Genomic DNA, 26,788 nt, shown 5'->3' with positions numbered 1-26,788 from the left:
CGGCCGTCAAGAGGTGAAGCAGAGAAATCCCGCTCGGTAGTGGTGAGTTCACGCGGTGAAGGGGGGCTGGGGGTGTGATGCGAGGTGTTCTGCACGGGTCAGCACGGCCGGGGTGCGGCCGTGCTGATGCGGAAGCTGCTGTGACCATCCCCTCGCGGCCGTGCTGATCCGGTAGTCGCGGTGACCAGCACCTTGCGGCCGTGCCGGTCCGAGGAAGGCGCCGGTACCTACGGCCGCGCGCCCGTGCTCACCGCCCGCTCGTGCTCCGGGAGTTCGGGTGCCTCGCTGATCCCGATCCGGTCGTGCAGCCGGCGCAGTGGCCGCGGTGCCCACCAGGCGTGCCGTCCGAGCAGCGCCATCGTCGCCGGGACGAGCAGCATCCGTACGACGGTGGCGTCGATGAGCACCGCCAGCGTGAGCCCCAGCCCGATCTGCAGGATCGGGGAGAAGCCGCCCGTCATGAAGGCGCCGAAGACCACCGCCAGCAGCAGCGCGGCGCACGTGACGACCCGCCCGGAGCGGCGCAGACCGGTCACGACGGCCTCGCGCTCGTCCTCACCGCGCTCCCGGGCCTCCCGCATCCGGGCCAGGATGAACAGTTCGTAGTCCATGGCGAGTCCGAAGGCGATGGCCACGATCAGCGGCGGAGCGGTCAGGCTCAGCGCGCCCAGGCCCTCGGCGCCCAGCAGCCCGGCCAGATGCCCGTCCTGGAACACCCACACCACCGCACCGAGCGCCGCGCCCAGACTGAGCAGCGTGGTCGCGATGGTGCGCAGCGGGATGAGCACCGAACCGGTGAAGGCGAACAGCAGCGCGAAGATCCCCGCGAGCACGGTCACCGCCGCCCAGGGGGCCCGCTCGGCGAGCATCTCCCGGAAGTCCACCAGCCGCGCCGCGACCCCGGTCACCTCCACCGGTTCGTCACCGCGCAGTTCCCGGATGTGCTCCACCAGGTCCGTGGCGGCCCCGCCGTCCGCGCTCCCCGGCGGCTGGATCTCCACCACCGTGGTCCCGCCCGGAAGTTCACGCGACTCGGCACCCGACAGCGAGCCGATCCGCTCGGCCGTCGCAGGGTCGGTGCCGGGACGGACGACCACGGTGATCGGCTCTACCCCGGTACCGGTCGGGAAGTGCGCGTCGATCGTGTCGTAGAGCTGCCGCGCCTCGGTGCTCGTGGGCAGTTGCTTGGCGTCGCCGATGCCGATGGTCAGCCCGGCCACGGGCAGGGCCAGCACCAGCAGCACCGGTACGACGGTGGCGACCACGGCGATCCGGCGGCGCGCCGCGAACCGGCCCAGCCGTGCGAACAGCCGCCCCTCCTCACGCTCCGGGCGGACCTTCGCGGCCGGGATCCGCCCGCCGAACCTGGCCAGCAGCGCGGGCAGCAGGGTGAGCGCCGCCAGCATGTCGACGACCACCACGGCGGCCACGGCCAGGCCCATACTGCGCAGGAACACGCTCGGGAAGACCAGCAGCCCGGTCAGGCTGACGGCCACCGTGAGCCCGGAGAACAGCACGGTACGCCCGGCCGCGGCGACCGTACGGTGCACGGCCTCCACCACGTCCTCGGTGTGCCGGCGCTCCTCCCGGAACCGCACCAGCATCAACAGGGCGTAGTCCACGGCGAGTCCGAGCCCCAGCATGGTGGTCACCTGGATCGCGTACACGGAGATGTCGGTGACCTCGCTGAACGCGAACAGCGCCAGGAACGCGCCCGCGATCCCGCTGACCGCGATCACCAGCGGCAGCGCCGCGGCGCGCAGCCCGCCGAACACCACCAGAAGCAGGGCGAGTACGACGGGCAGGGAGATCAACTCGGCGTTCTTGACGTCCTCCTGGGCCCGCTCGCCGATCTGCGTGCCGAGCAGTTCGCCGCCGCTGACGTGGACGTCGGGCGCGTCGATCTCCCGGATACGGTCCGCGGCCGCGTCGGTCGCCTCCTCCTCGGCCCCGTCGTCCAGACCGCCCTCGAACGTGACCGGGATGATCAGCGCCCGCCCGTCCTCGGCGGTGAGACCGGGCGTGGTGTACGGATCGGGCACGGCCGCGACCCCGGCGATCTCGCGCACATCGGCGACGGCCCGTTCCACCTGGGCGCGCAGCGCGGCGTCGGAGACCGGACCGCCCGCGACGACCGCGGTAATGGACTCGCCGGTCGGGTCGACCGAGGAGAGGTACTCCTCGGCCAGCTCCGACTCGGTACCGGGGACGTTCGGTACCTCGTCGGAGAGCCGTCCGAAGACGCCTGTGCCGAGCCCGAAGCCGAGCAGTAGGAAGAGCAGCCAGAGCAGCATGACGGTGAGGGGGCGGCGGGTGGCCGCCCGGGCGAACGTGGAGAGCACGGGAGCCTCCGGCGAATAGGGACAGTGGTCAAGTGCCCCCAGACTCGTCCCGGACCGGGGTGCGCCGGATCGCCGGAGGGAGCGGTTTGCGGGGGTCCGTCGTACGGGGGAGTGACCGGGCCGACTCACTCGTACGAGGGATGGGGCGGTGGGAATCTTCGGGTGCGCGCCGGGAGTTGTCCGGTCAGGAAAGCTTGATCGCGGGGTCGGGGAAGTCGAGGACGGCCACGGGGTCGGGAACGTCGTTCACGGGGGAGCGCACATGTCCGAGGAGCAGAGGCAGGAACGGACTCCGGAGCAGTCTCGGGAGCGGGAAGAGGGGCCGGAGCAGCCCGAGCCGGCGGTCCGTGAAATGCGGCTCGTTGTCACCGCCGAGGACTACGACGCCGCGCTGCGCTTCTACCGGGATGTCCTCGGCCTGCCCGAGCGGGCCGCGTTCTCCTCGCCGGGCGGGCGGGTGAGCATCCTGGAGGCGGGCCGGGCCACGCTGGAGCTGACCGATCCGAACCACGCGGAGTTCATCGACGAGGTCGAGGTCGGACGGCGGGTTGCCGGGCACATACGGGTGGCGTTCGAGGTGGCCGACTCACCGGCGGTGACGCGCCGACTGGCGGACGCCGGCGCCCAGGTCGTCGCCGAGCCGACGCGCACGCCATGGAACTCGCTCAACTCCCGTCTGGAGGCCCCGGGCGCCCTGCAGCTCACGCTCTTCACCGAACTGGGGGACGGTCAGGACTGATGCTCCCCGGGCGTCACCAGCCCGGTCTCGTAGGCGCAGATCACCGCCTGCACGCGGTCCCTGAGCCCCAGCTTGCTCAGCACATTGCTGACGTGGGTCTTCACGGTGTGCTCGCTGACGAACAGCGCCGAGGCGATCTCCGCGTTGGACAGCCCGCGGGCCAGCATCCGCAGGGTCTCCACCTCCCGCGCGGTGAGCACCTCCAGGCGCTCCGGCGTGACCTCCGCCGCCGTCTCCTGACGGCGCCGCCGCACCAGGTCCGCGACCAGGCGCCGGGTCACGGTCGGGGCGAGCAGGGAGTCCCCGGCGGCGACCACCCGGACCGCGTGCACCAGGTCGTCCCGGCGCACGTCCTTCAGCAGAAACCCGCTGGCCCCCGCGCACAGCGCCTCGTACACGTACTCGTCCAGATCGAAGGTGGTGAGCATGACGACCTTGCAGGCGGACTGCCCGCACACCCGGCGGGCCGCCTCCAGACCGTCCATGACGGGCATCCGGATGTCGAGCAGCAGCACGTCTGGCGCGTGCGCCTGCACGGCGGCCACCGCCTGCGCGCCGTCCCCGGCCTCGGCGACCACCTCGATGTCCGGCTGCGCCTCCAGGATCATGCTGAAGCCGCTGCGGACCAGTTCCTGGTCGTCGGCGACCACCACACGGATGCTCACCCGAGCGCCGCCTGCCGGTCACCGGCCGGAAGGCGTACGACGACCCGGAACCCGCCCTCGGGACCGCGCCCGGTACGTGCGCTGCCTCCGCAGGCGGCGGCCCGTTCCCGGATGCCGATCAGCCCATGGCCGCCGCCCGGCCCCGACGGGCCCTGTCCGTCGTCCGTCACCGACAGCGTCAACTCGTCCTCCCCCCACTCCAGAGCGACGGTAGCGGACGAGGCGTGGGCGTGCTTCACGGTGTTGGTGAGCGCCTCCTGCACGATGCGGAACGCGGCGACCTCGGTGTCCGGCGGCAGCGGGCTCGGATCGCCGTCGGTGCACAGGCCGACGCGGAGCCCGGTGGTCTCGGTGACCTGCCGGACCAGTGCGGGCAGCGCCGCCACACCCGGTTGCGGCACGCGGCGCGCGCCGTCCTCGCGCTCCTCCTCCTTCAGCACCCCGAGGATGCGCCGCAACTGGGCCATCGCGTCCCGGCCGGTCGCCGCGATGGCGTCGAACGCGGCCTCCGCGCGCTCCGGATCGCTGCGCACCACCACCGGACCCGCCTCGGCCTGCACCACCATCAGGCTGACGGCGTGGGCGAGGATGTCGTGCATGTCCCGGGCGATGCGCGCCCGTTCCTGCGCCATGGCCCGCGCGGTGTCGGCGGCCCGCTCCTGCTCAAGGCGCCGGGCCCGGTCCACCAGGGCCGCGGTGTAGGCGCGCTGCACCCGGGCGAGCATGCCGAAGCCGTATCCGAAGACCAGGCTGAGCAGTTGGAAGGCGTACTCGAAGGGGAGGGGATCCTCCTTGTGCTGCATGGTGAGGACCACGCCGAGGATCCAGCCCGTCAGCATGAACCGGCGCTGCCAGACCTTGCCCTGGGCGGCCATCGTGTACAGGACGACCAGGCCCCCGTAGACGACGTCCGGGGGCGGGGCGTGGTACCAGGCCATGGAGGCGGTGGCCGCGGAGACGGCGATGGCGGTGGCGAAGGGCGCGCGGCGCCGCCACACCAGCGGCAGTGCGGTGGCCAGGGCGAGCAGCCAGCCCTGTGTGGTGAGCCGGTCGTCGCCCTCGTCCGGGAACATCCATTGGAGGGAGGCGGCGAACAGCACCAGCGCGGCGAGCGCGGCGTCGACGACGTACGGGTTCGCCGTGCGCAGCCGGGTGACGGCGGGCGCGAGCCAGGACGGCGGGGGCATGGGCGGCTCCCTGGGCTCTCTCGGGGGAGGAGGCCCGTCCAGTATCGGAGTCGGACGCGGCACCGTCCTCACCGGTGAGAGGGATATCGGGCCGCTGGGAAGGAGGTGGCCGTGAAGTCCCTCGGGTCCGCCCGCGGAGGAGAGCGCGGACCGGCCTATCCAGTGGCTCCCTCGTCCGGCAGCCACCCCAGGGCCCGCGAGATCCCCCGCGCCGCGAGCCGTACCGCCGGGGCCAGCACCGGGACCTGGGCGCCCGCCTCGGGCACCACCACCGACACGGCGGCGACGACCGTGCCGTCGGCGCCGCGCACCGGGGCGGCCACCGACAGGGCGTCGTCGGTGACCTGGCGGCTGCTCACCGCGACACCCGTGCGCCGCACCTCGGCCAGTGCGCGGCGCAGCCGGGCGGGATCGGTGAGGGTGTAGGGGGTGAAGGCGGGCAGCGGACCCGCGCAGTACTCCTCCTGCCGGGCCGGGTCGTCGTGGGCCAGCAGGGCCAGGCCCACCCCGGTGGCGTGCAGGGGCCAGCGGGCGCCCACCCGGATGTGGACGCCGACGGCGGAGCGGCCCGAGAGCCACTCGATGTAGACGACCTCGTCGCCGTCGCGCACCGCGAGCTGCACGTTCTCGTGGGTCGCCTCGTACAGGTCCTCCAGGTACGGCAGCGCCACCTGGCGCAGGCCGAGCCCGCGCGGCGCGAGTGCCGCCAGCTCCCACAGTCGGAGCCCCACGTGGTACCGGCCCTCCGGGTCCCGCTCCAGCGCGCCCCACGCGCTGAGCACCCGCACCAGCCGGTGCGCGGTGCTCAGACTCAGCCCGGCCCGCCGGCTGATGTCCGTCAGACGCAGCGCCGGATGCTCGTGGTCGAAGGCGGCGAGCACGGCCAGCAGCCGGTCGGGCGCGGAACGCGGGGTCATGACGTGGCGTCAGCCGGTGGCCTGCCGGTAGGAGTACACGGTCGTCGACACCGCGCACACCCCCGGCTGGATCACCTGGGCGCGCAGGGTGCCGCTCCTGGCGTCGTAGTCCACGCCCTCCGTCTCGAAGGTGCCCGAGCACCAGCTGCGCTGCGGCAGGGCGAACAGGGACTTCACCGTGCCGGTGACGGGCTGGCCGTCCAGCTTGCGGGGGAGGTCGACCTGGAGGAGCGGGCGGATCTCCGGGAAGTTGGAGCCGGTCGCGTCGTTGGAGGCGCAGACCAGGCGGGTGTCGGTGACGAAGTCGCAGCCCTGGATGTCCCGCACCGGCTTGTCCAGGGTGATCTGCCAGGCTTCCTTCAGGTCACCGCCGGTCGGTGGCGTGGACTTGTTGAGCACCGGCGTCGGGAAGACCTGGAGGCGGTGCTGCTCGCCCCATTCGCCCGCCACCATCCACTGCCCGTCCGGGGAGACGGCGGCGAAGGAGTTGTTCAGCTTCTCGCCCGGGTTGAGCTGGTGCACGTACTCGTAGCGCTTGCCGGACGGGGTGGTCACCGCGAACATCTTCGAGGTCGCGTTGTCCGGGCCCTGGTAGGCGTCGAAGACATGGCCCTCGGCGATGTCGGGGTCGCCGACGTGGTTCCAGCCCTTGATCCGCAGCGAGAGCGGTATGTCGAGCAGTCCCCGGTACAGCAGTGAGCCGTCGGCCCGGCTCGCCAGCCCCTGTCCGCCGCCCAGGCTGTCGGTGTACGCCGTACCGGCCTCGGCCCACTGCGGGTCACCGGCCGCCGTGGCCGTGCTCGCACCGAGCGCCAGCGCACCGAACAAGGCCGCCGCACAGGTGAGTTGACGTTTCATCAGGCTCCCTTCCCATCGACGAGGACAGGGGGAATCGAACCATGGATCGGGGCCCGGGTCACCGCCCGGGAAGCGGCGGTTCGGGTCCGATGCCGTCCCCGCGATGGACAATTCGACCGGGCCGGAATCCCCCTCCCGAGGGAGGGACAGGATGCCCCTGGCTCTGTGACCGGTGATCGGGCGAGGAAAGGTGCGGGCGTGAGGCTGACGATTCTGGGCGGCGGCGGATTCAGGGTGCCGCTCGTGTACGGGGCGCTGCTGGCCGACCGGGGCGAGGGCGGGGTGACCGAGGTGGTGCTGCACGACCTGGACGCCGGGCGGCTCTCCGCGATCACCCGGGTGCTGGCGGAGCAGGCGGCGCCGGTCGCCGGCGCGCCCGCGGTCACCGCCACCACCGACCTCGACGAGGCGTTGCGCGGCGCCGACTTCGTCTTCTCGGCGATCCGCGTCGGCGGTCTGGAGGGCAGGGCGAACGACGAGCGGGTGGCGCTCGCCGAGGGCGTCATCGGCCAGGAGACGGTCGGCGCCGGGGGCATCGCCTACGGGCTGCGGACCGTGCCGGTGGCCGTGGACATCGCCCGCCGGGTGGCCCGGCTCGCCCCGGACGCGTGGGTCATCAACTTCACCAACCCCGCGGGCCTGGTCACCGAGGCCATGTCCCGCCACCTCGGCGACCGGGTCATCGGCATCTGCGACTCACCGGTCGGCCTGGGCCGCCGTATCGCGCGCGTCCTCGGCGTGAAGAACCCGGCCGAGGCGTGGATCGACTACGTCGGCCTCAACCACCTCGGCTGGGTCCGCGGCCTGCGCGTCGGCGGCCGGGACGAACTGCCGCGGCTGCTCGCCGACCCGGCCCTGCTCTCCTCCTTCGAGGAGGGCAAGCTCTTCGGCGCCGACTGGCTGCGCGAACTCGGCGCCGTCCCCAACGAGTACTTGCACTACTACTACTTCAACCGCGAGACCGTCCTCGCCTACCAGCGTGCCGAGCGGACCCGCGGGGCCTTCCTGCGCGACCAGCAGGCCGGGTTCTACGACGGGATGACCGACCCGCAGGCCCAGGCGCTGGCCGCCTGGGAGCGCACCCGGGCCGAGCGCGAGGCCACCTACATGTCCGAGAACCGGGAGACCGCGGGCGCCGGCGAGCGCGACGCCGACGACCTCTCCGGCGGCTACGAGAAGGTCGCGCTCGCCCTGATGCGGGCCATCGCCCGCGACGAGCGCACCACCCTGATCCTCAACGTCCGCAACCGGCACACCCTCTCCGCGCTCGACACCGACGCCGTCATCGAGGTGCCCTGCCTGGTCGACGCCAACGGCGCCCACCCGGTCGCCGTCGACCCGCTCCCCGGCCACGCCACCGGGCTCGTGTGCTCGGTGAAGGCGGTCGAGCGGGAGGTGCTGGCGGCCGCCGAGTCCGGGTCCCGGGCGACGGCGCTGAAGGCGTTCGCGCTGCATCCGCTGGTCGACTCGGTGAACGTCGCGCGCAGGCTGGTGGAGGGGTACACCGCGGTACATCCGGGCCTGGCGTACCTTGTGTAAGCGCTTTCCCCGGCTTACCGTCGGCTTTCCGCCCGCCCCATTGGAGACCCCATGCACGACGAACGCCGGAGGATCGAGCAGCGTGTCGAGCGCCTGCACCACCAGCGCATCCGCCCCGCGCTGTACGCGGCCACCGTGCCGCTGACGGTGGAGGCGTGGCAGGCACCGGGCGAACCGGTGCCGTTCGAGGAGGCCGCCGCCGCCCCGTACACCCCGTTCGCGATGGACACCCCGTGGGGGCCGCCGTGGGGCACCACCTGGTTCCGGGTGCGCGGCGAGGTGCCCGCCGCCTGGGCGGGCAGGCGCGTCGAGACGGTCATCGACCTCGGCTTCACCGGCGACTGGCCCGGCAACCAGGCCGAGGCCCTCGTCCACCTCCCCGACGGCACCCCGCTGAAGGCCGTCAACCCGCTCAACCAGTACGTCCCCGTGGCGCGGGCGGCGACCGGCGGCGAGCGGATCGACTACCTCGTCGAGGCGGCCTCCAACCCCGACATCCTGGCCGACGGCTTCGCCCGTCCCACCCCCCTCGGCGACGTCCTGACCGCGGGCGACCGCCCCCTCTACACCTTCCGCCGCGCCGACCTCGCCGTCCTCGACGAGGAGGTCTTCCACCTCGACCTGGACGTCCAGGTGCTGAGCGAGTTGATGCGGGAGCTGGGCGAGCACGACCCGCGCCGCCACGAGATCGCGCACGCCCTCGACCGGGCCATGGACCTCCTCGACCTGGACGACATCCCCGGCTCGGCGCCCGCCGTGCGCGAGGCCCTCAAACCGTCCCTGTCCCGGCCCGCGCACGCCAGCGCCCATGTGATCTCCGGCGTGGGCCACGCCCACATCGACTCCGCGTGGCTGTGGCCGATTCGGGAGACCAAGCGCAAGACGGCCCGGACCTTCTCCAATGTCACCGCGCTCGCCGAGGAGTACGACGACTTCGTCTTCGCCTGCTCCCAGGCCCAGCAGTACGCGTGGGTGCGCGACCACTATCCGAAGGTGTGGGCGCGTATCGAGGAGGCGGTGCGCAAGGGGCAGTGGGTGCCGGTCGGCGGCATGTGGGTGGAGGCCGACGGCAACCTGCCCGGCGGGGAGGCCGTGGCCCGGCAGTTCGTGCACGGCAAGCGGTTCTTCATCGAGCACTTCGGCATCGAGACCAAGGGCGTGTGGCTGCCGGACTCCTTCGGCTACAACGCGGCCTACCCGCAGCTCGCCAAGCTCGCGGGCAACGAGTGGTTCCTCACCCAGAAGATCTCCTGGAACCAGACCAACAGGTTCCCCCACCACACCTTCTGGTGGGAGGGCATCGACGGCACCCGCATCTTCACCCACTTCCCGCCCATCGACACCTACAACGCCCGCTTCAGCGGCGAGGAGATGTCCCGCGCGGTCCGCAACTACGCCGAGAAGGGCGGCGCCACCCGCTCGCTCGCCCCCTTCGGCTGGGGCGACGGCGGAGGCGGCCCCACCCGCGAGATCATGGAACGGGCGCGCAGGCTCGCCGACTTGGAGGGCTCCCCGAAGGTCGTGGTGGAGCACCCGGACGAGTTCTTCGCCAAGGCCCGCGAGGAGTACCCGGACGCCCCCGTCTGGGTCGGCGAGCTCTACCTCGAACTGCACCGCGCCACCTACACCACCCAGGCCCGCACCAAGCAGGGCAACCGGCGCAGCGAACACGCCCTGCGCGAGGCCGAGTTGTGGGCGACCACGGCGGCCCTGCACGCACCCGGGTACGCCTACCCGTACGAGCGACTGGACCGGCTGTGGAAGACGGTGCTGCTGCACCAGTTCCACGACATCCTGCCCGGGTCCTCCATCGCCTGGGTGCACCGGGAGGCGGAGGCCGAATACGCCCGTGTGGCCGAGGAGTCGGAGGCCCTGACGGCGGAGGCGCTGGCGGCGCTGGGCGCGGGGGAGGGCCGTGTCTTCAACACCAGTCCCTGCGAGCGGCGCGAGGTGGTGCGCAGGCCGGACGGAAGCGCGGCCCTCGTACGCGTCCCGGCGAACGGCAGCGCGCCCCTCACCCCGGTCGCGCCCCAGCACCCCGTGACCGTCGAGGAACGCGTCCTCGACAACGGCCTCGTCCGCGTCGAACTCGCCGACGACGGCACCCTCGCCTCCGTCCTCGACCGACGTGCGGGCCGCGAAGTCCTCGCGGGCAAGGGCAACTTGCTGCGCCTGCACACCGACCTGCCCAACTACTGGGACGCCTGGGACGTCGACAAGCACTACCAGCACCGCTACACCGACCTGCTGGAGACCACGCGGATCACGGTCGTCGAACAGGACCCGCTGATCGGCGCGATCCGCGTCGTGCGCACCTTCGGCAACGGCTCCACGATCACCCAGACCGTCACCCTGCGCGCCGACAGCCCCCGCATCGACTTCGCGACCGACCTCGACTGGCACGAGGCGGAGAAGTTCCTCAAGGCGGGCTTCCCGATCGACATCCGCGCCCCGCACTCCGCCGCCGAGATCCAGTTCGGCCACGTCCAGCGGCCCACGCACACCAACACCACCTGGGAGGCGGCCCGTTTCGAGGTGTCCGGCCACCGCTGGGTGCACGTGGGCGAACCCGGCTACGGCGTCGCCGTCATCAACGACTCCACCTACGGCCACGACGTCTCCCGCACGGTCCGCGAGGACGGCGGTACGACCACCACGGTCCGGCTCAGCCTGGTCCGCGCCCCGCGCGTCCCCGACCCCGAGGCCGACCAGGGCAGGCACCGCTTCACCTACGCCCTGCTCCCCGGCGCCGACATCGCGGACGCGGTCGCCGAGGGCTACGCCCTCAACCTGCCCCTGCGCCTGGCGGACGCCGCCGCACCGCCCGCCCCCGTCGTCGCGGTCGACGGCGACGGGATCACGGTCGAGGCCGTGAAGCTCGCCGACGACCGCTCCGGCGACGTGGTCGTACGGCTCTACGAGTCCCGCGGCGGTCGCGCCCGCGGCACCCTGCGCCCCGGCTTCCGCACCGCCCGGGCCCACATCACCGACCTCCTGGAACGCCCCTTGTCCGAGGCGGCCCTCGCCGACGGCGCCGTCCCCCTCGAACTGCGCCCGTTCCAGATCCTGACCCTCCGCCTGGCGAGGAGCTGACCGTGCCGATACCGCCCTGGTTCACCGACGCCAAGCTGGGGATCTTCGTCCACTGGGGGATCTACGCGGTTGACGGCGTCGCGGAGTCCTGGTCCTTCTACGACGGACGCGTCCCCTACGACCGCTACCTCTCCCAGCTCGACCGCTTCACCGCCGCCCGGTACCAACCGAGGGAATGGGCACGGCTCTTCGCGCGCGCCGGAGCCCGGTATGCCGTGCTCACCAGCCGTCACCACGACGGCGTCGCCCTGTGGGACTCCGCCCACGGCAAGCTGAACGTCGGCCGGGACCTGATCCGCGGCTACACCGACGCCCTGCGCGAGGAGGGCCTGAAGGTCGGCCTGTACTACTCGCACTCCGACTGGAGCCACCCCGACTACGCCACCGTCCGCAGGCCGGGTGGACTGCCGGGCCAGGAGGAGAACCCCTACGCCCAGCCCGCCGAGGGGGACGAGGACCCGGCCGCCTGGGAGCGGTACCTGGCCTACCGGGACGGCCAGATCCGCGAGCTGACCACCCGCTACCGGCCCGACCTGCTGTGGTTCGACGGGGAGTGGGAGCGCAGCGAGGAACAGTGGCGCATCCCCGAACTGGCCGCCCTGATCCGCTCCGAGGTCCCGGACGTCGTCCTCAACGCGCGCATGCTGAGCGAGGGCGACTACGCCACCCCCGAGCAGGGCGCCCCGGTGATCCCGCCGGACGGTCCCTGGGAGCTGTGCCTGACGGTCAACGACTCCTGGGGCTTCCAGCACCAGGACCACAACCACAAGTCGGTCGCCCAACTGGTCCGCTACCTCACCGAGACCATCGGCGGGGGCGGCAACCTGCTCCTCGACGTCGGCCCGCGCGAGGACGGCACGATCCCCGCCCCGCAGGCCGAGCGGCTGGAGGGGCTCGGCGACTGGATCGCCCGGCACGCGGACGCCGTGTACGGCACCGGGCGGGGGCTGCCCGCCGGGCATCACTACGGCCCGAGCACCCTGTCGGCGGACCGGCGCACCCTGTATCTGACCCTGTTCGACATCCCGCGCGCCGAGATCGGGGTGCGCGGGTTGGTCAGCAGGGCGCGCCGGGTCACCGTGCTGGGGAGCGGCCGGGAACTGCCGTACCGGGTGATCGGCGGGCTGCACGAGACGCCGGGCGTGCTGTGGATCGACCCGCCGGACGGGGCCGACCTCGACCCGTACGCCACCGTGCTCGCCGTCGAACTCGACGGCGAGCTGGAGGTGTACCGGGGTGCCGGACGTGCCTGACGGGCGTGGGGATGCCAGCCGTGCTCCCCACGCCCGTCAGGCGGTCGTCAGCCGGTGAACCCGGCCGTGATGGAGGTGAACTGCCAGTTGCTCTGGCTGATGCCGGAGCAGTTGCTCACCACGCCGCCGCCGGGGCACGGCCGGTCACGGTTGACCGACCAGAAGGCGAGCCGCGCGATGTGGTGGGAGTTCGCCCAGTCGCGGATCTGCGTCCAGGTGCCCGGCGAGGTCAGCTCCTGCTGGTCGCTGAGCCCGTTCATGCCGGAGATCCCGATGTGCGCGTAGGCGGTCGCGTCGTCCCAGCCGAAGGTGGACTTGAGCTTGTTCTTCAGGGCCTCCGTCGCGTTCACGGTGTTGCCGTACATGTCGGCGCCGCCGCCGAAGTCGAACGGCATGATCGTGAACACGTCGATGTCGGCGTTGAGCGCCCTGGCCTGCTCGATGAGCCGGTTGCCCCAGTAGTTCGGTCCCGTGGTCGTGGTACCGAAGGTGATGACCGTGCGCAGGCCCGGGTTGTTGGCCTTGACGATCTTCAGGGCGTTGAGGATGCGGTCCTGCACCACCGCGTTCTCGAACTCGTCGGTGTTCTCGATGTCGACGTCGATCGCCTTGAGGTTGTAGGCGTCGATCACCCGCTGGTAGGCGCCCGCGAGGGCCTCCGCCGACGAGCAGTTCGGCCCGAGTTTGTTGCCGCTCCAGCCGCCGATCGAGGGCACGATGTCACCGCCCGCCGCGCGGATGGAGTTGATGACGCTCTGGTCGTTGCCGCCGGTCAGCGGACGGTTGCCGTCCCAGGCCGGGTTGCAGCCGCCGGAGGAGAGGATGAAGGCCATCGTGTACCACTTGATACCGGTCTGGCTCATCACCGAGGCCGCGTTCGGCGGGTCGCCCCAGCCGAGGTACAGATAGGGCGCGGCCTGCTTGAAGCCGCCTCCGCCGCCGCCCTGGTCGGTGGTCACGCTGACCGCGTTGGAGGCCGGCGAGGTGTTCCCGGCGGCGTCGCGCGCCCGCACGGTGAAGGTGTAGGCGGTGCTCGGCGACAGTCCGCCGACCGTGGCGCTCGTCCCGGACACGCTGGTCGCCAGGGTGGAGCCGCGGTAGACGTCGTAGGAGGTGACGCCCACGTTGTCGGAGGAGGCGTTCCAGGCCAGCGAGACGCTGGTGGAGCTCTTTCCGGTGGAGCGCAGGTTGCCCGGCGCGGTCGGCGCCTGGGTGTCCGAGCCGCCGCCCGGCCCGTCCAGGCTCACATCGTCGGCGTAGTAGGTGCCCTGCGCGTACCAGCCGTGGGTGTAGACGGTGGCCGAGGTCTGAGAGGGGCCGGTAGTGAAGGAGACGGTGAGCCTGCTGTACGCCGACGGCGAGGTGGTCCAGGTGGAGGCGCCGCCCTCGACGCCGAGGTAGACATAGCTGCCGCGCACCCAGCCGCTGAGCGTGTACGCGGTGCCCGGCTGGACCCGTACCGTCTGGCTGCACCTGGCGATGTCGCTCGAACTCACCGCGCCCTGCAGGGCCCGCGAGCCGCCGTGCACGGGCGAGGAGACGACCGAGCCGAGGTTTCCGGTGCAGGTCCAGGGGGAGAGGGAGCCGGACTCGAAGCCCGGGTTGGACAGGATGTTGGCCGCGTGGGCCGTGCCGGGCAGGGCGACCGCTCCGGTGAGCGCGAGGGCCGCCGAGCCCAGCAGTGCGAGGAGACGACGTCCGGGACGTCTGAACAGTGAGGTGCGCACGCGAACTCCCTGAAGATATGGGGGTGGTTCGGGAGGTGGTGCAGAACGAGAGTGCGCAACCCAAATTGGTATGGACCAACTGAACTGTCAAGGAGTTCGGCGGGAATTGGTCCGTACCGCGGTACCCCTACAGCGGCAGGGCCTGGCCCTCCCGCGTCGCCTCGACGGCGCCCACCGGCGCCGGAACGGCGGGCAGCGCCTGCTGCGGCTCCGCGGGACGCTGCTGCGGCAGGGACACGCCCCGCAGCGGACGGGGGCCGGAAACGACCGTGTAGTCCTGCCCCAGGAACGGCGGGACGATCTCGCCCGGGTCCTCGCCGAGCGCCAACTGCACAGCGGCCCAAGGGGCGTTGATACCGCACAGCGACAGCTGGTGCAGCCCGCCCGCCGGACGCGTGTTGACGTCCATCAGCACCGGACGGTCCCCGAACATCCGGAACTGGATGTTCGACAGGTAGTGCAGCCCGAAGCCCTCGGTGAGCGCCCGGGCCGGCTCCAGCCACTGCTCGTGCAGCGTGAACCCGCGGCGGCGGCCGTTCTTGGTGCGGCCCACCGCCATCCGGATCCGGTTGTCGGGGCCGGTGAGGCAGTCCACCGACACCTCCGGCTGCTCAAGCCGCGGCATGACCAGCCAGTCGACCTCCTCCTCGGCCCGCGCGAGCGCGTCCACGACCAGGTCGAGCGGGACGTACGGGCTCGGGAAGCCCTCCAGGTGCACCAGCGAGAAGGGGGCGCGGGTGATCACGCGGAAGCCCACCCCGCCCGCGCCGGACGCGGGCTTGAAGCAGGCCCGGTGCCCGGCCGCCTCCAGCTCCTCGACCGCCGCCACCAGTTCCTCGGCACCGCGCACCCGCCACCACGGCGGCACCGGCACACCGATCGCCTGCACGGCCTCGTACGCGATCACCTTGTCCTGGAAGACCGCGACGGCCTCCGGCGGCGGCGCCAGCAGCGCGGTGCCGACCGCCTCGAACTCGGCGCGGTGCGCCACCACCGCGGCCTGGTGCAGCCGCGGCACGAAGACATCGATACCGCGCCGCACACACTGGTCGAGCGCGTACTCCACGTACGCGGCGGGGGACAGGCCCTCCGGCTCCAGGTCGGCGGTGTCGGCGGCGGCCAGCACGGGGGAGTCGGCGTCACCGTGCGTCGCATGGATCTCCACCGCGCGATCACTGGGATTTCGGCGGAGCTGATCCATGAAGAACACGTTCTCCGCGTACGTGCGGTTGAGCCAGACGCGTACGCGAGAGACCATGCAGGCCGCCTTTCGGGTTTCGGGGCACGGCGAAGCGGGCCGTGCCCGGCCAGGGAGTATGGAGGGACACCAAACCGCCCCGTACGAAGGGAAGTTCCAGCGGTGGTGTTGGGGCGATCATACGGCTTGCGCGAGGCCCCGCGTGCAACATGCGTGTTACGGATTTCCCGATCACGGCCGGCCCGGTCGGGAGACCCCGACGTCACCCGCCCCGCAACGCCGCCATGGGCGCGAACCCGCCTTGTCCCGGAACCGCAAATGTGTTCTCGTGGTGCTTTCCACCTACGGAGGGGGACGAAAGGTGGCGTCGACGGTCGGCGGTGCCGGACAGCTGCTGGCCATCAGTGACCTGCACATCGGCTACGAAGAGAACCGCGCCCTGGTCGAGAAGATGCGCCCCGAGACCGACGACGACTGGCTGGTGGTCGCCGGCGACGTCGCGGAGACCGTGGCCGACATCCGATGGGCCCTGCAAACGCTTGCGGGACGGTTCGCCAAGGTCATCTGGGCCCCGGGCAACCACGAGTTATGGACCCACCCGAGGGACGCCGTCACGCTGCGCGGCGTCGCCCGCTACGAGTACCTGATCGCCCTCTGCCGCGACCTGGGCGTGCTCACCCCGGAGGACCCCTATCCCGTCTGGGACGGTCCCGGCGGCCCCGTCGCGGTCGCCCCGCTCTTCCTGCTCTACGACTACTCCTTCCTGCCCAAGGGCTGCGTGACCAAGGAACAGGGACTGGAGTACGCGCACGGCACCGGCATCGTCTGCAACGACGAGTACCTGCTGCACCCCGACCCCTACCCCACCCGAGAGGACTGGTGCCGGGCCCGGGTCGCCGCCACCGAGCGGCGCCTGGCCGAACTCCCCGGGGACCTGCCGACGGTGCTCGTCAACCACTACCCGCTGGACCGGCACCCCATGGAGATCCTCTGGCACCCGGAGTTCGCCATGTGGTGCGGCACCGAGCTGACCGCGGACTGGCACCGCAGGTTCCGGGTGGAGACCATGGTCTACGGCCATCTGCACATCCCCCGGACCACCTTCCACGACGGCGTGCGGTTCGAGGAGGTGTCGGTGGGCTACCCGCGCGAGTGGCGCAAGCGCCCGGAGCCGCCGGGACGGCTGCGCCGCATACTGCCCAGGGAGGTAGGGGCCCCGTGATCGAGGAACTGCTGCCGGACTCGGTGGTGACCGTGGCGGCGTACGGCGAGGAGGACGCCTCGCCCGCCGACCTGTACCCCGAGGAGGCGGCCGTCGTCGCGCAGGCGGTGGACAAGCGCCGCCGCGAGTTCGCCGCCGTACGCTCCTGCGCCCGCCGGGCCATGGAAAAGCTCGGCGTCCCCCCGCAGCCGCTGCTGCCAGGCGAACGGGGCGCCCCGCGCTGGCCGGACGGCCTGACCGGCAGCATGACCCACTGCGACGGCTACTGCGCCGCCGCCCTGGTCCGCGCCGAGGACCTGGCCTCCCTCGGGATCGACGCCGAACCCGACGAACGGCTCCCGGACGGGGTGCTGCCCGCCGTGTCCCTGCCCGGCGAGGCCCAGCGGATCGACCGGCTCGCCGGGGAGCGCCCGGAGATCCGCTGGGACCGGCTGCTGTTCAGCGCCAAGGAGTCCGTCTACAAGGCGTGGTTCCCGCTCACCGGCAAGTGGCTGGATTTCACCGAGGCCGACATCGACCTGCGCCCCGGCGGCACCTTCACCGCCACGCTCCTCGTCCCCGGCCCCCTGGTCCGCGGCCGCCGCCTGGACGTCTTCGAGGGCCGCTGGACGGCGGGCCGCGGACTGGTGGCCACGGCGGTCACGGTGCCGCACGCCTGATCCGGCGGACCGTCAGGGCTCCGGACACCAGCTCTGGAGCAGCCGGAAGAACTCCTCCTCGTTGCCCGTGAGTCCGGCGGCCGCCAGGGCGCGCTCCGCCTCGGCCAGGACGCCGGGCGGCACCACGGGTGGTCGCTGGGCGCCGGGCGGGCCTCCGGCGGCGTCGAAGGCGGCCCGAACGGTGTGCAGCAGCCGTAGATACGCCTGCACGGCGATGCGCTCGCGGTCGGTCAGTACGGCGGTGGGCATCGGTCGGCTCTCCCCAAAGTCGGCGTCGTCGCCGCCCCGCAAAACGGGGCGCACCACCAGCTTGCCGCCCACCACTGACAATCGGGTCCGACCACCCGCCGGTTCGCCCACTCAGCGCAGCCCTCGGCGCCCGCTCAGCCCTGCGCTCTGCGGTACCCGAGGGTGGCCTCGATACGGCCCGCCAGGTGGTCGCGCTGGACCGGGCCGCGCACCGAGGAACCGGCGAGCCAGGCGCGGCACTTGCTGGCCAGGAGCAGGCCGAAGCTCTCCGCCTCCTGCTCGTCGCTCAGGTCGAAGCGGCTGCGCGCCGCCACCTGCCGTACCGTCGCCTCCAGCTGGGCGTCGTCCCGCAGCAGGCGGGCCGCCACCGCCGCGCCGTCCACGTGGTGGCCGCTGTGCCCGGCCTGCATGTGCCACAGCTCGTGGCCGAGGATCACCAACTGGTGGTCCGGCGCGGTGCGTTCCTCGATCACCACGAGGTCCTGGTCCGCCATGTCCAGCCACAGCCCGCTGGCCGTGTCGGGCGGGAAGGCGGCCATGCGGTACCGCACCGGGCGGCCCCGGCGCCTGGCCATGGCCGAGCACAACGCGCCGTACAGGTCCTGCGGATGCGCCGGAACGGGAAGTTCCAGCTCGCCGACGAGTTCGCCGCACAGGCGGTGCATGTCCCTACGGATGCCCACAGTTCTCCCCCGGGTCACGACTCGGGCCGCTTGACGCTCTCCAGGAGCATGTCCAGCCATTCGGCGACCTTGTCGCGATGCTGGTCGGTGGGCAGTTGCGCGGCCCGCCAGGCGATCCCGCGCACGCCGTGGTCCTGCAGCAGCCGCTCCAGCGGGTCCTCGGCGGCGACGGCCGCCTCCCGCTCGGCGAGCTGCTGGAGGAGTTCCTGTTCGGTGCGCTGGAGGGCACCCGCGAGCGCCTCGGGGTCCTCGGCGGTGAGGAAACCCGCGTGCACCCGGAAGAAGCGCTGGATGGCGTCGCAGTGCTCCATCGTGGGCCGTCGGTCGCCGTTGATGAGCGCGCCCGCCTGCTGCCGCGACATGCCCGCGCCGTCGGCGATCTCCTGCTGGGTGTACTTGCGGCCGTTGGGCTTCAGCCGGGTACGGCGCAGCAGGTCCAGCCGCTGGAGGAACCGGGCCTGGACATCGGGTTCGCCCGCGGGGCGGCCGCTGAGCAGCGCCTTGACCACGGGCTCGGGGACACCGGAGGCGACGGACAGCCGGCCGGTGTCGAAGACCTCGGAGTGGGCTACGCCCAGTCGGTCGGCGAGCGCGGCCACCCGACCGACGACGGCGGGCAGTGCCGCCGTCCCCGTGGCGCCCGGACCCTCGAAGCCACCCGTCACCGACAGAACTCCTACGTCTCTCTACCGACTTCTCACCATCGGTCGCCGTGAACTTCCCGGAGATTAGCGGGTCGTTCGAACTTGCATCCAGGTCTCGCCACAACTGTGGCCAATTTCAGCCGTCAACGGGCATGAAATGCCACGATAGTTGACACGGATCGCGTCGGGGCCGCAGGATCGGGGCGCCGCGTCAAGGCCGCACAGGCAAGAGGGGTGACCTCCCGATGGCATATCAGGCAGGAGGGCAGCGATCGGCACCGCGGCCCGTCCCCGAGAATCCCGAGGCCGATGCCTACCTCCAGGACTACGCCCTGCTCCTGGAAGCCGTCTCGTTCCCCTCCGTGGTGCTCGACCACCGCTGGGACGTCGTCCTGGCGAACAGCGCTTTCGCGTCACTTTTCCGCGAGGTGGGCCCGCACCCCACGGCCATGCCCGGTGACAACTTCCTCCGGTTCGTGCTGTTTCACCCCGACGCCGCCACCGTCCTGGGGGACCACGAGGCGGGCTGGTGCCTGCCGATGCTCGCGAACTTCGCGGCCGCCGTGGAGCGTCACGGTCACGACGCCGGGCTCCAGGCGATCCGCCGGGACATCGCCCAGGACCCGATCATGGAGGCCGCCTACCGGCACGGGCTGCCGCACTGGATCCGCACCGTCGGCGAGCGGGCGGTCGCGGCGGACGGCGCCGTACGGCCGCTGCTGCACCCGGACCCGCGCTGGGGTGCCACCGACTGCCGGATCGTCGACGAGACGCCCGACTTCCTGAAGGAGATGGGCTGCACGCGGATCACTTTCGTGCTGCGTGACGCGCGTCGCCCCGCGCCTTCCTCCCGCCGGGCGGGGCGTCCGCGCCGCACGGCGGCCCACCTGAGCGTGGTGCCCGCCCCCGAGGTCTGACAGGCACCGTCGGCGTTCAGGTCGCCGACGGCGCCTGGTCAGCGTCCCGTTCCCCCGCACCGCTCCTCCTCCCCGCGCGGGTCATTCCCACAGAGAGTGTTGTGTGACATAGTACTGGCGTGAGCAAGCGTCTGACCTGCGATGTCGTGGTCGTCGGAGCCGGAATGGTGGGCGCGGCCTGCGCCTGGTACGCGACCCGGGCGGGCCTCGACGTGGTCCTCGTCGACCGGGGCCCGGTGGCGGGCGGCACCACCGGCGCCGGGGAGGGCAACCTCCTGGTCTCCGACAAGGAACCCGGTCCGGAACTGGACCTGGCCCTCCTCTCCCTGCGCCTGTGGGCGCGGCTCGCCGACGAGTTCGGGCCCGCCGTCGAGTACGAGGCCAAGGGCGGCGTGGTCGTCGCCCCGACCCCCGACGGCCTCACCGCCCTGGAACGCCTCGCCTCCGCCCAGCGCGCGGCCGGAGTCGCCGCCGAGACGGTCGCGGGGGAGGAGCTGTACGAACTCGAACCCCACCTCGCCCCCGGCCTGCCCGGCGGCGTGCTGTACCCGCAGGACTCCCAGGTGATGCCCGCGCTGGCCGCCGCCGTCCTGGCCCGTGCCTCGGGCGCCCGCCTGCTGACCGGCCACATCGTGACCGACATCCTGCGCACCCCAGACGGCGCCGTCCGCGGTGTCCGCACCGACCGCGGCGACCTGCACGCGCCCGCCGTCGTCAACGCCACCGGCACCTGGGGCGGCGACGTGGCCGCCCTCGCCGGGGTCCACCTCCCCGTCCTCCCGCGCCGCGGTTTCGTCCTCGTCACCGAACCGCTCCCGCGCCTGATCCGCCACAAGGTGTACGCCGCCGACTACGTGGCCGACGTGGCCAGCGACTCCGCCGCGCTCCAGACCTCACCCGTGGTGGAGGGCACCGCCGCCGGACCGGTACTGATCGGCGCCAGCCGCGAACGCGTCGGGTTCGACCGCACCTTCTCCCTGCCCGTCGTCCGGGCCCTGGCCGCCGGGGCGACCCGACTGTTCCCCGCACTGTCCGACGTCCGCGCCCTGCGCACCTACGCCGGCTTCCGCCCCTACCTCCCCGACCACCTGCCCGCCATCGGCCCCGACCCCCGCGTCCCGGGCCTGCACCACGCCTGCGGCCACGAGGGCGCGGGCATCGGCCTGGCCCCCGCCACGGGGCACCTCATCACCCAGGCACTGACGGGCGGCACCCCCGAGTTGCCCCTGACCCCGTTCCGCCCCGACCGCTTTCCCGCCCCCGAGGAGGCCGCGTGACACGTCCCTTGCGTCTGGCCGACGCCCGGCCCGGACCGCCCTTCACGGCCACGCTGGACGGGCGGGAGATCGAGGTGCTGCCCGGCCAGACCGTGGCGGCCGCGCTCTGGGCGGCCGGGGTCACCTCATGGCGGAGCACCCGGGGCGAGGGGTGTCCGCGCGGGGTCTTCTGCGGGATCGGGGTGTGCTTCGACTGCCTGGTGACCGTCAATGACCGGCCCAACCAGCGCGCTTGTCTGGTGCCGCTGCGGCCCGGCGACGCCATCCGTACACAGGAAGGGACCGGGCACGATGACTGAACGACCGCATCTGGCGGTGATCGGGGCGGGACCGGCCGGACTCGCCGCGACCCTCGCGGCCGCGGCTCGCGGCGTGCGGGTCAGCCTGATTGACGCGGCCGCGGAGGCCGGGGGCCAGTTCTACCGTCAGCCCGCCGCAGCCCTCGGCGCCCGGCGGCCCGACGCACTGCACCACCAGTGGCGCACCTGGGAGCGGCTGCGCGACGGGCTCCGGCAGCACGTCGCGGCAGGCACGGTCACACACTTGACGGAGCGTCATGTCTGGCTGGTCGAGCGGGAGTCGCGCGGTTTCACCGTGCACGCCCTCCTCGGTCCCGAGCAGCGCGAGCCCTCCACCGTGCGCGCCGACGCCGTACTGCTGGCCACCGGCGGGTACGAGAAGGTGCTGCCCTTCCCCGGCTGGACCCTCCCCGGAGTCGTCACCGCCGGCGGTGCGCAGGCCATGCTCAAGGGCTTCCTCGCATTGCCCGGCCGTACCGCCGTCGTCGCCGGGACCGGACCGCTGCTGCTGCCGGTCGCGACCGGGCTCGCGGCCGCGGGCGTGCGAGTCGCGGCGCTGGTCGAGTCGGCCGACCCGATGGCCTTCCTACGGCGCTCCCGGGCCCTGGCCGCCGAACCGGGCAAGCTCGTCGAAGGCGCCGGGTACGCGGCCCGGTTGCTGCGGCACGGCGTACGGACGCTCACCCGGCACACCGTCGTCGAGGCGCACGGCACCGACCGGGTCGAGGCGGTGACCGTGGCCGCGCTCGACCGCGCCGGGCGGGTCCGGCCCGGCACCGAACGCCGCGTCCCCTGCGACACCCTGGCCGTCGGCCACGGCATGCTGCCGCACACCGACCTCGCCGAGACCCTCGGCTGCCGGATCGACGCGACCGCCGTCCACGTGGACGAGGAGCAGCGCACCGATGTGCCGGGCGTCTGGGCGGCGGGGGAGGCCACCGGGATCGGCGGCGCCGTACTCTCCCTCGCCGAGGGGCACATCGCGGGCCGCTCCGCCGCCGCGCGGCTGCACGGACGTGAACCCGACCCGCGCGCCTGGGCACCGGCCGCCCGCACCCGCACCCGGCTGCGGGCCTTCTTCGCCGCACTGGACACCGGGTACGCGCCGCCCGCGCACTGGACCGCGCTGGTCACCGACGACACCGTGGTGTGCCGGTGCGAGGAGGTCACCGGCGGCGCGGTCCGCGCGGCCGTGGAGGAGTTGGGCGCCCGGGACCTGCGGACCGTCAAACTCCTCACCCGTGCCGGGATGGGCTGGTGCCAGGGGCGGGTGTGCGGACCGGCGGTCGAAGGGCTCGCCGGGTGCGCTCCGGCACCGTCCCGGCGGCCGTTCGCCCGGCCGGTACCGCTGGGGGTGCTCGCGGACACCGACCCGGCCGACCCCTGTGCCGAACAGTGAAATGTCACACCTCACCAAGGAGCCCTGAGGAGCCCCGGATGACCACTACCGGTATGACCACCACCGACCCCGAGCGCCCCTGGCGCGGCGTCCTCGTCGCCACCGCCCTCCCGCTCACCGACGACCTCTCCGTGGACTACGCCAAGTACGCCGACCACTGCGCCTGGCTCGTCGAGAACGGCTGCGACGGAGTCGTGCCGAACGGCTCGCTCGGCGAGTACCAGGTCCTCACCCCCGAGGAGCGGGCCAAGGTCGTCGAGACCGCGGTGTCCGCGATCGGCGGCGCCCGGGTGATGCCCGGCGTGGCCGCGTACGGCTCCGCCGAGGCCCGCCGCTGGGCCGAGCAGGCACGCGACGCGGGCTGCGCCTCCGTGATGCTGCTGCCGCCCAACGCCTACCGCGCCGACGCGCGTTCGGTGCGCGCGCACTATGCCGAGGTCGCCAAGGCGGGCGTCCCGGTCGTGGCGTACAACAACCCCATCGACACCAAGGTCGACCTGGTCCCGGAGCTGCTCGCCGAGCTGCACGCCGAGGGATGGATCAAGGCGGTCAAGGAGTTCTCCGGCGACGTCCGCCGCGCCTACCGCATCGCCGAACTCGCCCCGGAACTCGACCTGTTGATCGGCGCCGACGACGTCCTGCTGGAACTGGCGCTGGCCGGGGCCAAGGGCTGGGTCGCCGGTTACCCGAACGCGCTGCCGCGGGCCTCGGTACGGCTGTACCGCGCGGCCGTCGCCGGGGACCTGGACACCGCCAAGGAGCTGTACGCGCAATTGCACCCGCTGCTGCGCTGGGACTCGCGGGTGGAGTTCGTCCAGGCCATCAAGTTGTCCATGGACATCGTCGGACGCCACGGCGGACCCGTGCGCCCGCCGCGCGTCCCGCTGCTGCCCGAGCAGGAGGCCGCCGTCCGCGCGGCCACGGAGAAGGCCGTCGCGGCCGGATTGGCGTAGGGGACCATGCGCAGCAGACTCGTCCTGCACGCCGTCGACTCGCACACCGAGGGCATGCCCACCCGCGTCGTCACCGGCGGCATCGGCACCGTGCCCGGCGCCACCATGAACGAGCGGCGCCTGTACTTCCGCGAGCACCGCGACGACATCAAACAGCTCCTGATGAACGAGCCGCGCGGCCACGCCGCGATGAGCGGCGCCGTCCTCCAGCCGCCGACCCGCCCCGACTGCGACTGGGGCGTGATCTACATCGAGGTCTCCGGCTATCTGCCGATGTGCGGCCACGGCACGATCGGGGTCGCGACCGTGCTGGTGGAGACCGGCATGGTCGAGGTCGTCGAGCCGGTCACCACCATCCGGCTCGACACCCCGGCGGGCCTCGTGGTGGCCGAGGTGGCGGTGGAGGACGGCGCGGCCAGGGCGGTGACGCTGCGGAACGTGCCGTCCTTCACCGTCGGCCTCGACCGCGAGATCACACTGCCGGACGGGCGCACGGTGACATACGACCTGGCCTATGGCGGCAACTTCTACGCGATCCTTCCGCTGGACGCGTTCGGGCTCCCCTTCGACCGCACCCGCAAGGACGACATCCTCAAGGCCGGACTGTCCCTCATGGAGGCGATCAACGCCGAGGAGGAGCCCGTGCACCCGGAGGACCCCTCCATTCGCGGCTGCCACCACGTCCACCTGTACGCGCCCGGCTCCACCGCGCGGCACTCGCGGCACGCGATGGTCATCCACCCCGGCTGGTTCGACCGCTCGCCGTGCGGCACCGGCACCAGCGCCCGCATGGCCCAGCTGCACGCGCGCGGCGAACTTCCGCTGCACACCGAGTTCGTCAACGAGTCCTTGATCGGCACCCGGTTCATCGGGCGGCTGCTCGGCACCGCCGAGGTCGCCGGGCACCCCGCCGTCCTGCCGAGCTTCACCGGCCGGGCCTGGATCACCGGGACCGCCCAGTACCTGCTCGACCCGAGCGACCCGTTCCCGGCAGGGTTCGTCCTCTAGGGCCCGCCGCGGCCCCGGATAATGGCCGGTGACGCGTGACATTGCACTGGGCGCATGACATTGCACTGGGCGCGTGACATCGCACTGGCCACCGCGAAACCCCGCACCGTACGACCGAGGAGACCTCCCCATGCCCGACCGGCCCGCAGGCGCCCCCTCCCTCCCCTCGCTGGGCGGTAAGAAGCGCAGCTACCGCGAGCGGGTCGCCGACGCGCTGCGGGCCGCGCTGATCGCCGGTGAACTGCGCCCGGGCGAGGTCTACTCGGCGCCGACCCTGGCCGCCCGCTTCGGCGTCTCGGCGACCCCGGTCCGCGAGGCCATGCTCGACCTGGCCAAGGAGGGCCTGGTCGACACCGTGCCCAACAAGGGCTTCCGGGTCACGGCGGTCTCCGAGAAACAGCTCGACGAGTACAAGCACATCCGGGCGCTGATCGAGATCCCCACGGTGGTGGACCTGGCCCGGACCGCCGACCCGGTCTCGCTGGAGGCGCTGCGTCCGGCCGCCCGGGAGATCGTGCAGGCCGCGGCGGCCGGTGACCTCATCGCGTACGTCGAGGCGGACACCCGCTTCCACCTCGGCCTGCTCGCCCTCGCGGGCAACGCCCACCTCGTCGAGGTGGTCGGCGACCTGCGCGGCCGGTCCCGTCTGTACGGCCTCACCGCCCTGGTGGAGGCGGGCCGGCTGCTCGCCTCCGCCGAGGAGCACCTGGAACTCCTCGACGCCCTCCTCGCCCGCGACGAGCACGGCGTGTGCGAGGTGATGACCCGCCACCTCGGCCATGTCCGGGGACTGTGGGCCGCGAAGTAGCAGGACCGCACGACCGGGCGCCGGGGCCGGGCGCCCCGACCCGGTGACGAACGAGTTCGCAACTCGACGCAAGCCGTTTGCGTTTCTTGCGCTAACCTTGCGCCCATGACGCGACGACTGGCCGAGGTGGCGAAGAAGGTAGGGGTCAGCGAGGCCACGGTCAGCCGGGTGCTCAACGGCAAGCCCGGCGTCTCCGAGGCGACCCGGCAGACGGTGCTGTCCGCCCTGGATGTGCTCGGCTACGAGCGCCCCACGCAACTGCGCGGCGAGCGCGCCCGGCTGGTCGGCCTGGTCCTGCCCGAGCTGCAGAACCCGATCTTCCCGGCCTTCGCCGAGGTGATCGGCGGCGCGCTCGCCCAGCTCGGGCTGACCCCGGTGCTGTGCACCCAGACCAAGGGCGGCGTCTCCGAGGCGGACTACGTGGAGCTGCTGCTCCAGCAGCAGGTCTCCGGTGTGGTGTTCGCCGGCGGTCTGTACGCCCAGGCCGACGCCCCGCACGACCACTACCGGCAGCTCGCCGACCGCAACATCCCGGTCGTGCTGGTCAACGCCGCCATCGAGGACCTCGGTTTCCCCGCCGTCTCCTGCGACGACGCGGTCGCGGTGGAGCAGGCGTGGCGGCACCTGGCCTCGCTCGGGCACGAGCGGATCGGGCTGGTGCTGGGGCCGGACGACCATGTGCCGTCGGCCCGCAAGCTGGCCGCCGCGCGAGGTCTCGGCGACCTGCCGGACGAGCACGTCGCGCGCGCGATGTTCTCCATCGAGGGCGGTCACGCGGCCGCCGCCCGGCTGATCGACCGGGGCGTCACCGGCATCATCTGCGCCAGCGACCCCCTCGCCCTCGGCGCCGTCCGGGCCGCGCGCCGCAAGGGGCTCGAAGTCCCCGCCCAGGTGTCCGTGGTCGGCTACGACGACTCCGCGTTCATGAACTGCACCGAGCCCCCGCTGACCACCGTCCGCCAGCCCATCGAGGCGATGGGCCGGGCCGCGGTGGACCTGCTGAACGCGCAGATCGCGGGCGCCTCCGTGACTCCTGAAGAGCTGCTCTTCGAGCCGGAACTGGTGGTCCGGGGGTCGACCGCCCAGGCGCCTCGTAGCTGAGCGGGCCCCACTGGGTTGTCGCAGAATTTCAAAACTTGCATGACATCTTGC

The 26,788-nt window shown here is 72.6% G+C and carries 24 protein-coding genes; 14 read left to right on the top strand and 10 right to left on the bottom strand.

Translation table 11 applies throughout. The features are described 5' to 3' along the window. Positions 1 to 227 precede the first annotated feature (227 nt). The gene (locus tag GA0115233_RS01035) at positions 228 to 2,342 is read right to left on the bottom strand and encodes an MMPL family transporter (protein ID WP_093718082.1); all 2,115 of its coding nucleotides are present in this window, start codon (positions 2,340 to 2,342) and stop codon (positions 228 to 230) included. 352 nt (positions 2,343 to 2,694) lie between these two features. Here GA0115233_RS01035 and GA0115233_RS01030 point away from each other — a divergent pair, with 352 nt between their 5' ends. Continuing rightward, positions 2,695 to 3,081, top strand: a complete 387-nt coding sequence (locus GA0115233_RS01030) for a VOC family protein (protein ID WP_093718081.1) — start codon at positions 2,695 to 2,697, stop codon at positions 3,079 to 3,081. Here the strand turns inward: GA0115233_RS01030 and GA0115233_RS01025 are convergent. The 4 genes from GA0115233_RS01025 to GA0115233_RS01010 all read right to left on the bottom strand — a co-directional run bounded on the left by GA0115233_RS01025 (position 3,072) and on the right by GA0115233_RS01010 (position 6,708). Then, positions 3,072 to 3,746, bottom strand: coding sequence for a response regulator (locus tag GA0115233_RS01025; RefSeq protein ID WP_093718080.1), 675 nt, complete (start codon positions 3,744 to 3,746; stop codon positions 3,072 to 3,074). The genes GA0115233_RS01030 and GA0115233_RS01025 overlap by 10 nt on opposite strands. Further along, positions 3,743 to 4,933, bottom strand: coding sequence for a sensor histidine kinase (locus tag GA0115233_RS01020; protein WP_093718079.1), 1,191 nt, complete (start codon positions 4,931 to 4,933; stop codon positions 3,743 to 3,745). The genes GA0115233_RS01025 and GA0115233_RS01020 overlap by 4 nt, the downstream gene beginning before the upstream one ends. A gap of 155 nt (positions 4,934 to 5,088) precedes the next feature. Continuing rightward, the gene (locus GA0115233_RS01015) at positions 5,089 to 5,850 is read right to left on the bottom strand and encodes an IclR family transcriptional regulator (RefSeq protein WP_093718078.1); all 762 of its coding nucleotides are present in this window, start codon (positions 5,848 to 5,850) and stop codon (positions 5,089 to 5,091) included. A 9-nt stretch (positions 5,851 to 5,859) separates the two neighbouring features. Continuing rightward, entirely contained in the window at positions 5,860 to 6,708 is an 849-nt protein-coding gene (locus GA0115233_RS01010; RefSeq protein WP_093718077.1) for a hypothetical protein, read from the bottom strand. Positions 6,709 to 6,906: 198 nt separating this feature from the next. Here GA0115233_RS01010 and GA0115233_RS01005 point away from each other — a divergent pair, with 198 nt between their 5' ends. Genes GA0115233_RS01005 through GA0115233_RS00995 form a run of 3 tightly spaced genes read left to right on the top strand, consistent with a single transcriptional unit; the run spans position 6,907 to position 12,593 of the window. Continuing rightward, complete coding sequence (locus tag GA0115233_RS01005; RefSeq protein ID WP_093718076.1) at positions 6,907 to 8,247, top strand: 6-phospho-beta-glucosidase; 1,341 nt, start codon at positions 6,907 to 6,909, stop codon at positions 8,245 to 8,247. 51 nt (positions 8,248 to 8,298) lie between these two features. Beyond that, a complete protein-coding gene (locus GA0115233_RS01000; RefSeq protein ID WP_093718075.1) occupies positions 8,299 to 11,340 on the top strand; it encodes an alpha-mannosidase in 3,042 nt (1,013 codons plus the stop codon). A gap of 2 nt (positions 11,341 to 11,342) precedes the next feature. Further along, the gene (locus GA0115233_RS00995) at positions 11,343 to 12,593 is read left to right on the top strand and encodes an alpha-L-fucosidase (protein ID WP_093718074.1); all 1,251 of its coding nucleotides are present in this window, start codon (positions 11,343 to 11,345) and stop codon (positions 12,591 to 12,593) included. 47 nt (positions 12,594 to 12,640) lie between these two features. Here GA0115233_RS00995 and GA0115233_RS00990 read toward each other — a convergent pair whose 3' ends face one another. Further along, entirely contained in the window at positions 12,641 to 14,320 is a 1,680-nt protein-coding gene (locus GA0115233_RS00990) for a carbohydrate binding domain-containing protein (protein WP_093718073.1), read from the bottom strand. A gap of 127 nt (positions 14,321 to 14,447) precedes the next feature. Beyond that, positions 14,448 to 15,578 (bottom strand): ATP-grasp domain-containing protein, encoded by a 1,131-nt coding sequence (locus tag GA0115233_RS00985; RefSeq protein WP_093718072.1) that lies wholly within the window; start codon positions 15,576 to 15,578, stop codon positions 14,448 to 14,450. 301 nt (positions 15,579 to 15,879) lie between these two features. Between GA0115233_RS00985 and GA0115233_RS00980 the strand changes: the two genes are divergently transcribed. After that, a complete protein-coding gene (locus GA0115233_RS00980; protein ID WP_093718071.1) occupies positions 15,880 to 16,740 on the top strand; it encodes a metallophosphoesterase family protein in 861 nt (286 codons plus the stop codon). After that, on the top strand, positions 16,737 to 17,399 hold the full coding sequence (locus GA0115233_RS00975; RefSeq protein WP_093718070.1) for a 4'-phosphopantetheinyl transferase family protein: 663 nt from the start codon (positions 16,737 to 16,739) through the stop codon (positions 17,397 to 17,399). Before GA0115233_RS00980 ends, GA0115233_RS00975 begins: the two co-directional genes overlap by 4 nt. Before the next feature lie 12 nt (positions 17,400 to 17,411). On the opposite strand, the gene GA0115233_RS00970 is transcribed toward GA0115233_RS00975, so the two are convergent. From GA0115233_RS00970 to GA0115233_RS00960, 3 genes are all read right to left on the bottom strand, one after another. After that, positions 17,412 to 17,648 (bottom strand): hypothetical protein, encoded by a 237-nt coding sequence (locus GA0115233_RS00970; RefSeq protein WP_093718069.1) that lies wholly within the window; start codon positions 17,646 to 17,648, stop codon positions 17,412 to 17,414. A gap of 134 nt (positions 17,649 to 17,782) precedes the next feature. Continuing rightward, positions 17,783 to 18,313: a toxin-antitoxin system, toxin component gene (locus tag GA0115233_RS00965; RefSeq protein WP_093718068.1), complete on the bottom strand. Its 531-nt coding sequence runs from the start codon at positions 18,311 to 18,313 to the stop codon at positions 17,783 to 17,785. Positions 18,314 to 18,345: 32 nt separating this feature from the next. Further along, a complete protein-coding gene (locus GA0115233_RS00960) occupies positions 18,346 to 18,996 on the bottom strand; it encodes a helix-turn-helix domain-containing protein (RefSeq protein WP_093718067.1) in 651 nt (216 codons plus the stop codon). A 224-nt stretch (positions 18,997 to 19,220) separates the two neighbouring features. Between GA0115233_RS00960 and GA0115233_RS00955 the strand changes: the two genes are divergently transcribed. From GA0115233_RS00955 to GA0115233_RS00920, 8 genes are all read left to right on the top strand, one after another. After that, positions 19,221 to 19,892, top strand: a complete 672-nt coding sequence (locus tag GA0115233_RS00955) for an MmyB family transcriptional regulator (RefSeq protein WP_093718066.1) — start codon at positions 19,221 to 19,223, stop codon at positions 19,890 to 19,892. 119 nt (positions 19,893 to 20,011) lie between these two features. Next, on the top strand, positions 20,012 to 21,169 hold the full coding sequence (locus GA0115233_RS00950) for an NAD(P)/FAD-dependent oxidoreductase (protein WP_093718065.1): 1,158 nt from the start codon (positions 20,012 to 20,014) through the stop codon (positions 21,167 to 21,169). Beyond that, entirely contained in the window at positions 21,166 to 21,468 is a 303-nt protein-coding gene (locus GA0115233_RS00945; RefSeq protein ID WP_093718064.1) for a (2Fe-2S)-binding protein, read from the top strand. The genes GA0115233_RS00950 and GA0115233_RS00945 overlap by 4 nt, the downstream gene beginning before the upstream one ends. Continuing rightward, complete coding sequence (locus GA0115233_RS00940; RefSeq protein WP_093718063.1) at positions 21,461 to 22,867, top strand: NAD(P)/FAD-dependent oxidoreductase; 1,407 nt, start codon at positions 21,461 to 21,463, stop codon at positions 22,865 to 22,867. Before GA0115233_RS00945 ends, GA0115233_RS00940 begins: the two co-directional genes overlap by 8 nt. Before the next feature lie 53 nt (positions 22,868 to 22,920). After that, positions 22,921 to 23,820, top strand: coding sequence for a dihydrodipicolinate synthase family protein (locus GA0115233_RS00935; protein ID WP_093718062.1), 900 nt, complete (start codon positions 22,921 to 22,923; stop codon positions 23,818 to 23,820). 6 nt (positions 23,821 to 23,826) lie between these two features. Beyond that, entirely contained in the window at positions 23,827 to 24,828 is a 1,002-nt protein-coding gene (locus GA0115233_RS00930; RefSeq protein WP_093718061.1) for a proline racemase family protein, read from the top strand. Positions 24,829 to 24,958: 130 nt separating this feature from the next. Beyond that, positions 24,959 to 25,636 (top strand): GntR family transcriptional regulator, encoded by a 678-nt coding sequence (locus GA0115233_RS00925; protein WP_093718060.1) that lies wholly within the window; start codon positions 24,959 to 24,961, stop codon positions 25,634 to 25,636. 105 nt (positions 25,637 to 25,741) lie between these two features. Beyond that, positions 25,742 to 26,737 (top strand): LacI family DNA-binding transcriptional regulator, encoded by a 996-nt coding sequence (locus GA0115233_RS00920; RefSeq protein WP_093718059.1) that lies wholly within the window; start codon positions 25,742 to 25,744, stop codon positions 26,735 to 26,737. Positions 26,738 to 26,788 lie beyond the last annotated feature (51 nt).

It is taken from the genome of Streptomyces sp. DI166 (genome assembly GCF_900091315.1).
In the GTDB taxonomy this organism is placed as follows: Bacteria; Actinomycetota; Actinomycetes; order Streptomycetales; family Streptomycetaceae; genus Streptomyces; species Streptomyces fuscus.
Note: the sequence above shows the minus strand (reverse complement) of the source record. Positions and strands in the feature narration are given on the sequence as shown.

Bases quoted from the DNA above. Each gene is read 5' to 3' on its own strand.
- GA0115233_RS00930 (WP_093718061.1), top strand. From the start codon at position 23,827: ATGCGCAGCAGACTCGTCCTGCACGCCGTCGACTCGCACACCGAGGGC.
- GA0115233_RS00985 (WP_093718072.1), bottom strand. From the start codon at position 15,578: ATGGTCTCTCGCGTACGCGTCTGGCTCAACCGCACGTACGCGGAGAAC.
- GA0115233_RS00925 (WP_093718060.1), top strand. From the start codon at position 24,959: ATGCCCGACCGGCCCGCAGGCGCCCCCTCCCTCCCCTCGCTGGGCGGT.
- GA0115233_RS01030 (WP_093718081.1), top strand. From the start codon at position 2,695: ATGCGGCTCGTTGTCACCGCCGAGGACTACGACGCCGCGCTGCGCTTC.
- GA0115233_RS00970 (WP_093718069.1), bottom strand. From the start codon at position 17,648: ATGCCCACCGCCGTACTGACCGACCGCGAGCGCATCGCCGTGCAGGCG.
- GA0115233_RS00955 (WP_093718066.1), top strand. From the start codon at position 19,221: ATGGCATATCAGGCAGGAGGGCAGCGATCGGCACCGCGGCCCGTCCCC.
- GA0115233_RS01010 (WP_093718077.1), bottom strand. From the start codon at position 6,708: ATGAAACGTCAACTCACCTGTGCGGCGGCCTTGTTCGGTGCGCTGGCG.
- GA0115233_RS00965 (WP_093718068.1), bottom strand. From the start codon at position 18,313: ATGCACCGCCTGTGCGGCGAACTCGTCGGCGAGCTGGAACTTCCCGTT.
- GA0115233_RS00920 (WP_093718059.1), top strand. From the start codon at position 25,742: ATGACGCGACGACTGGCCGAGGTGGCGAAGAAGGTAGGGGTCAGCGAG.
- GA0115233_RS00935 (WP_093718062.1), top strand. From the start codon at position 22,921: ATGACCACCACCGACCCCGAGCGCCCCTGGCGCGGCGTCCTCGTCGCC.
- GA0115233_RS01015 (WP_093718078.1), bottom strand. From the start codon at position 5,850: ATGACCCCGCGTTCCGCGCCCGACCGGCTGCTGGCCGTGCTCGCCGCC.
- GA0115233_RS01020 (WP_093718079.1), bottom strand. From the start codon at position 4,933: ATGCCCCCGCCGTCCTGGCTCGCGCCCGCCGTCACCCGGCTGCGCACG.
- GA0115233_RS01000 (WP_093718075.1), top strand. From the start codon at position 8,299: ATGCACGACGAACGCCGGAGGATCGAGCAGCGTGTCGAGCGCCTGCAC.
- GA0115233_RS00940 (WP_093718063.1), top strand. From the start codon at position 21,461: ATGACTGAACGACCGCATCTGGCGGTGATCGGGGCGGGACCGGCCGGA.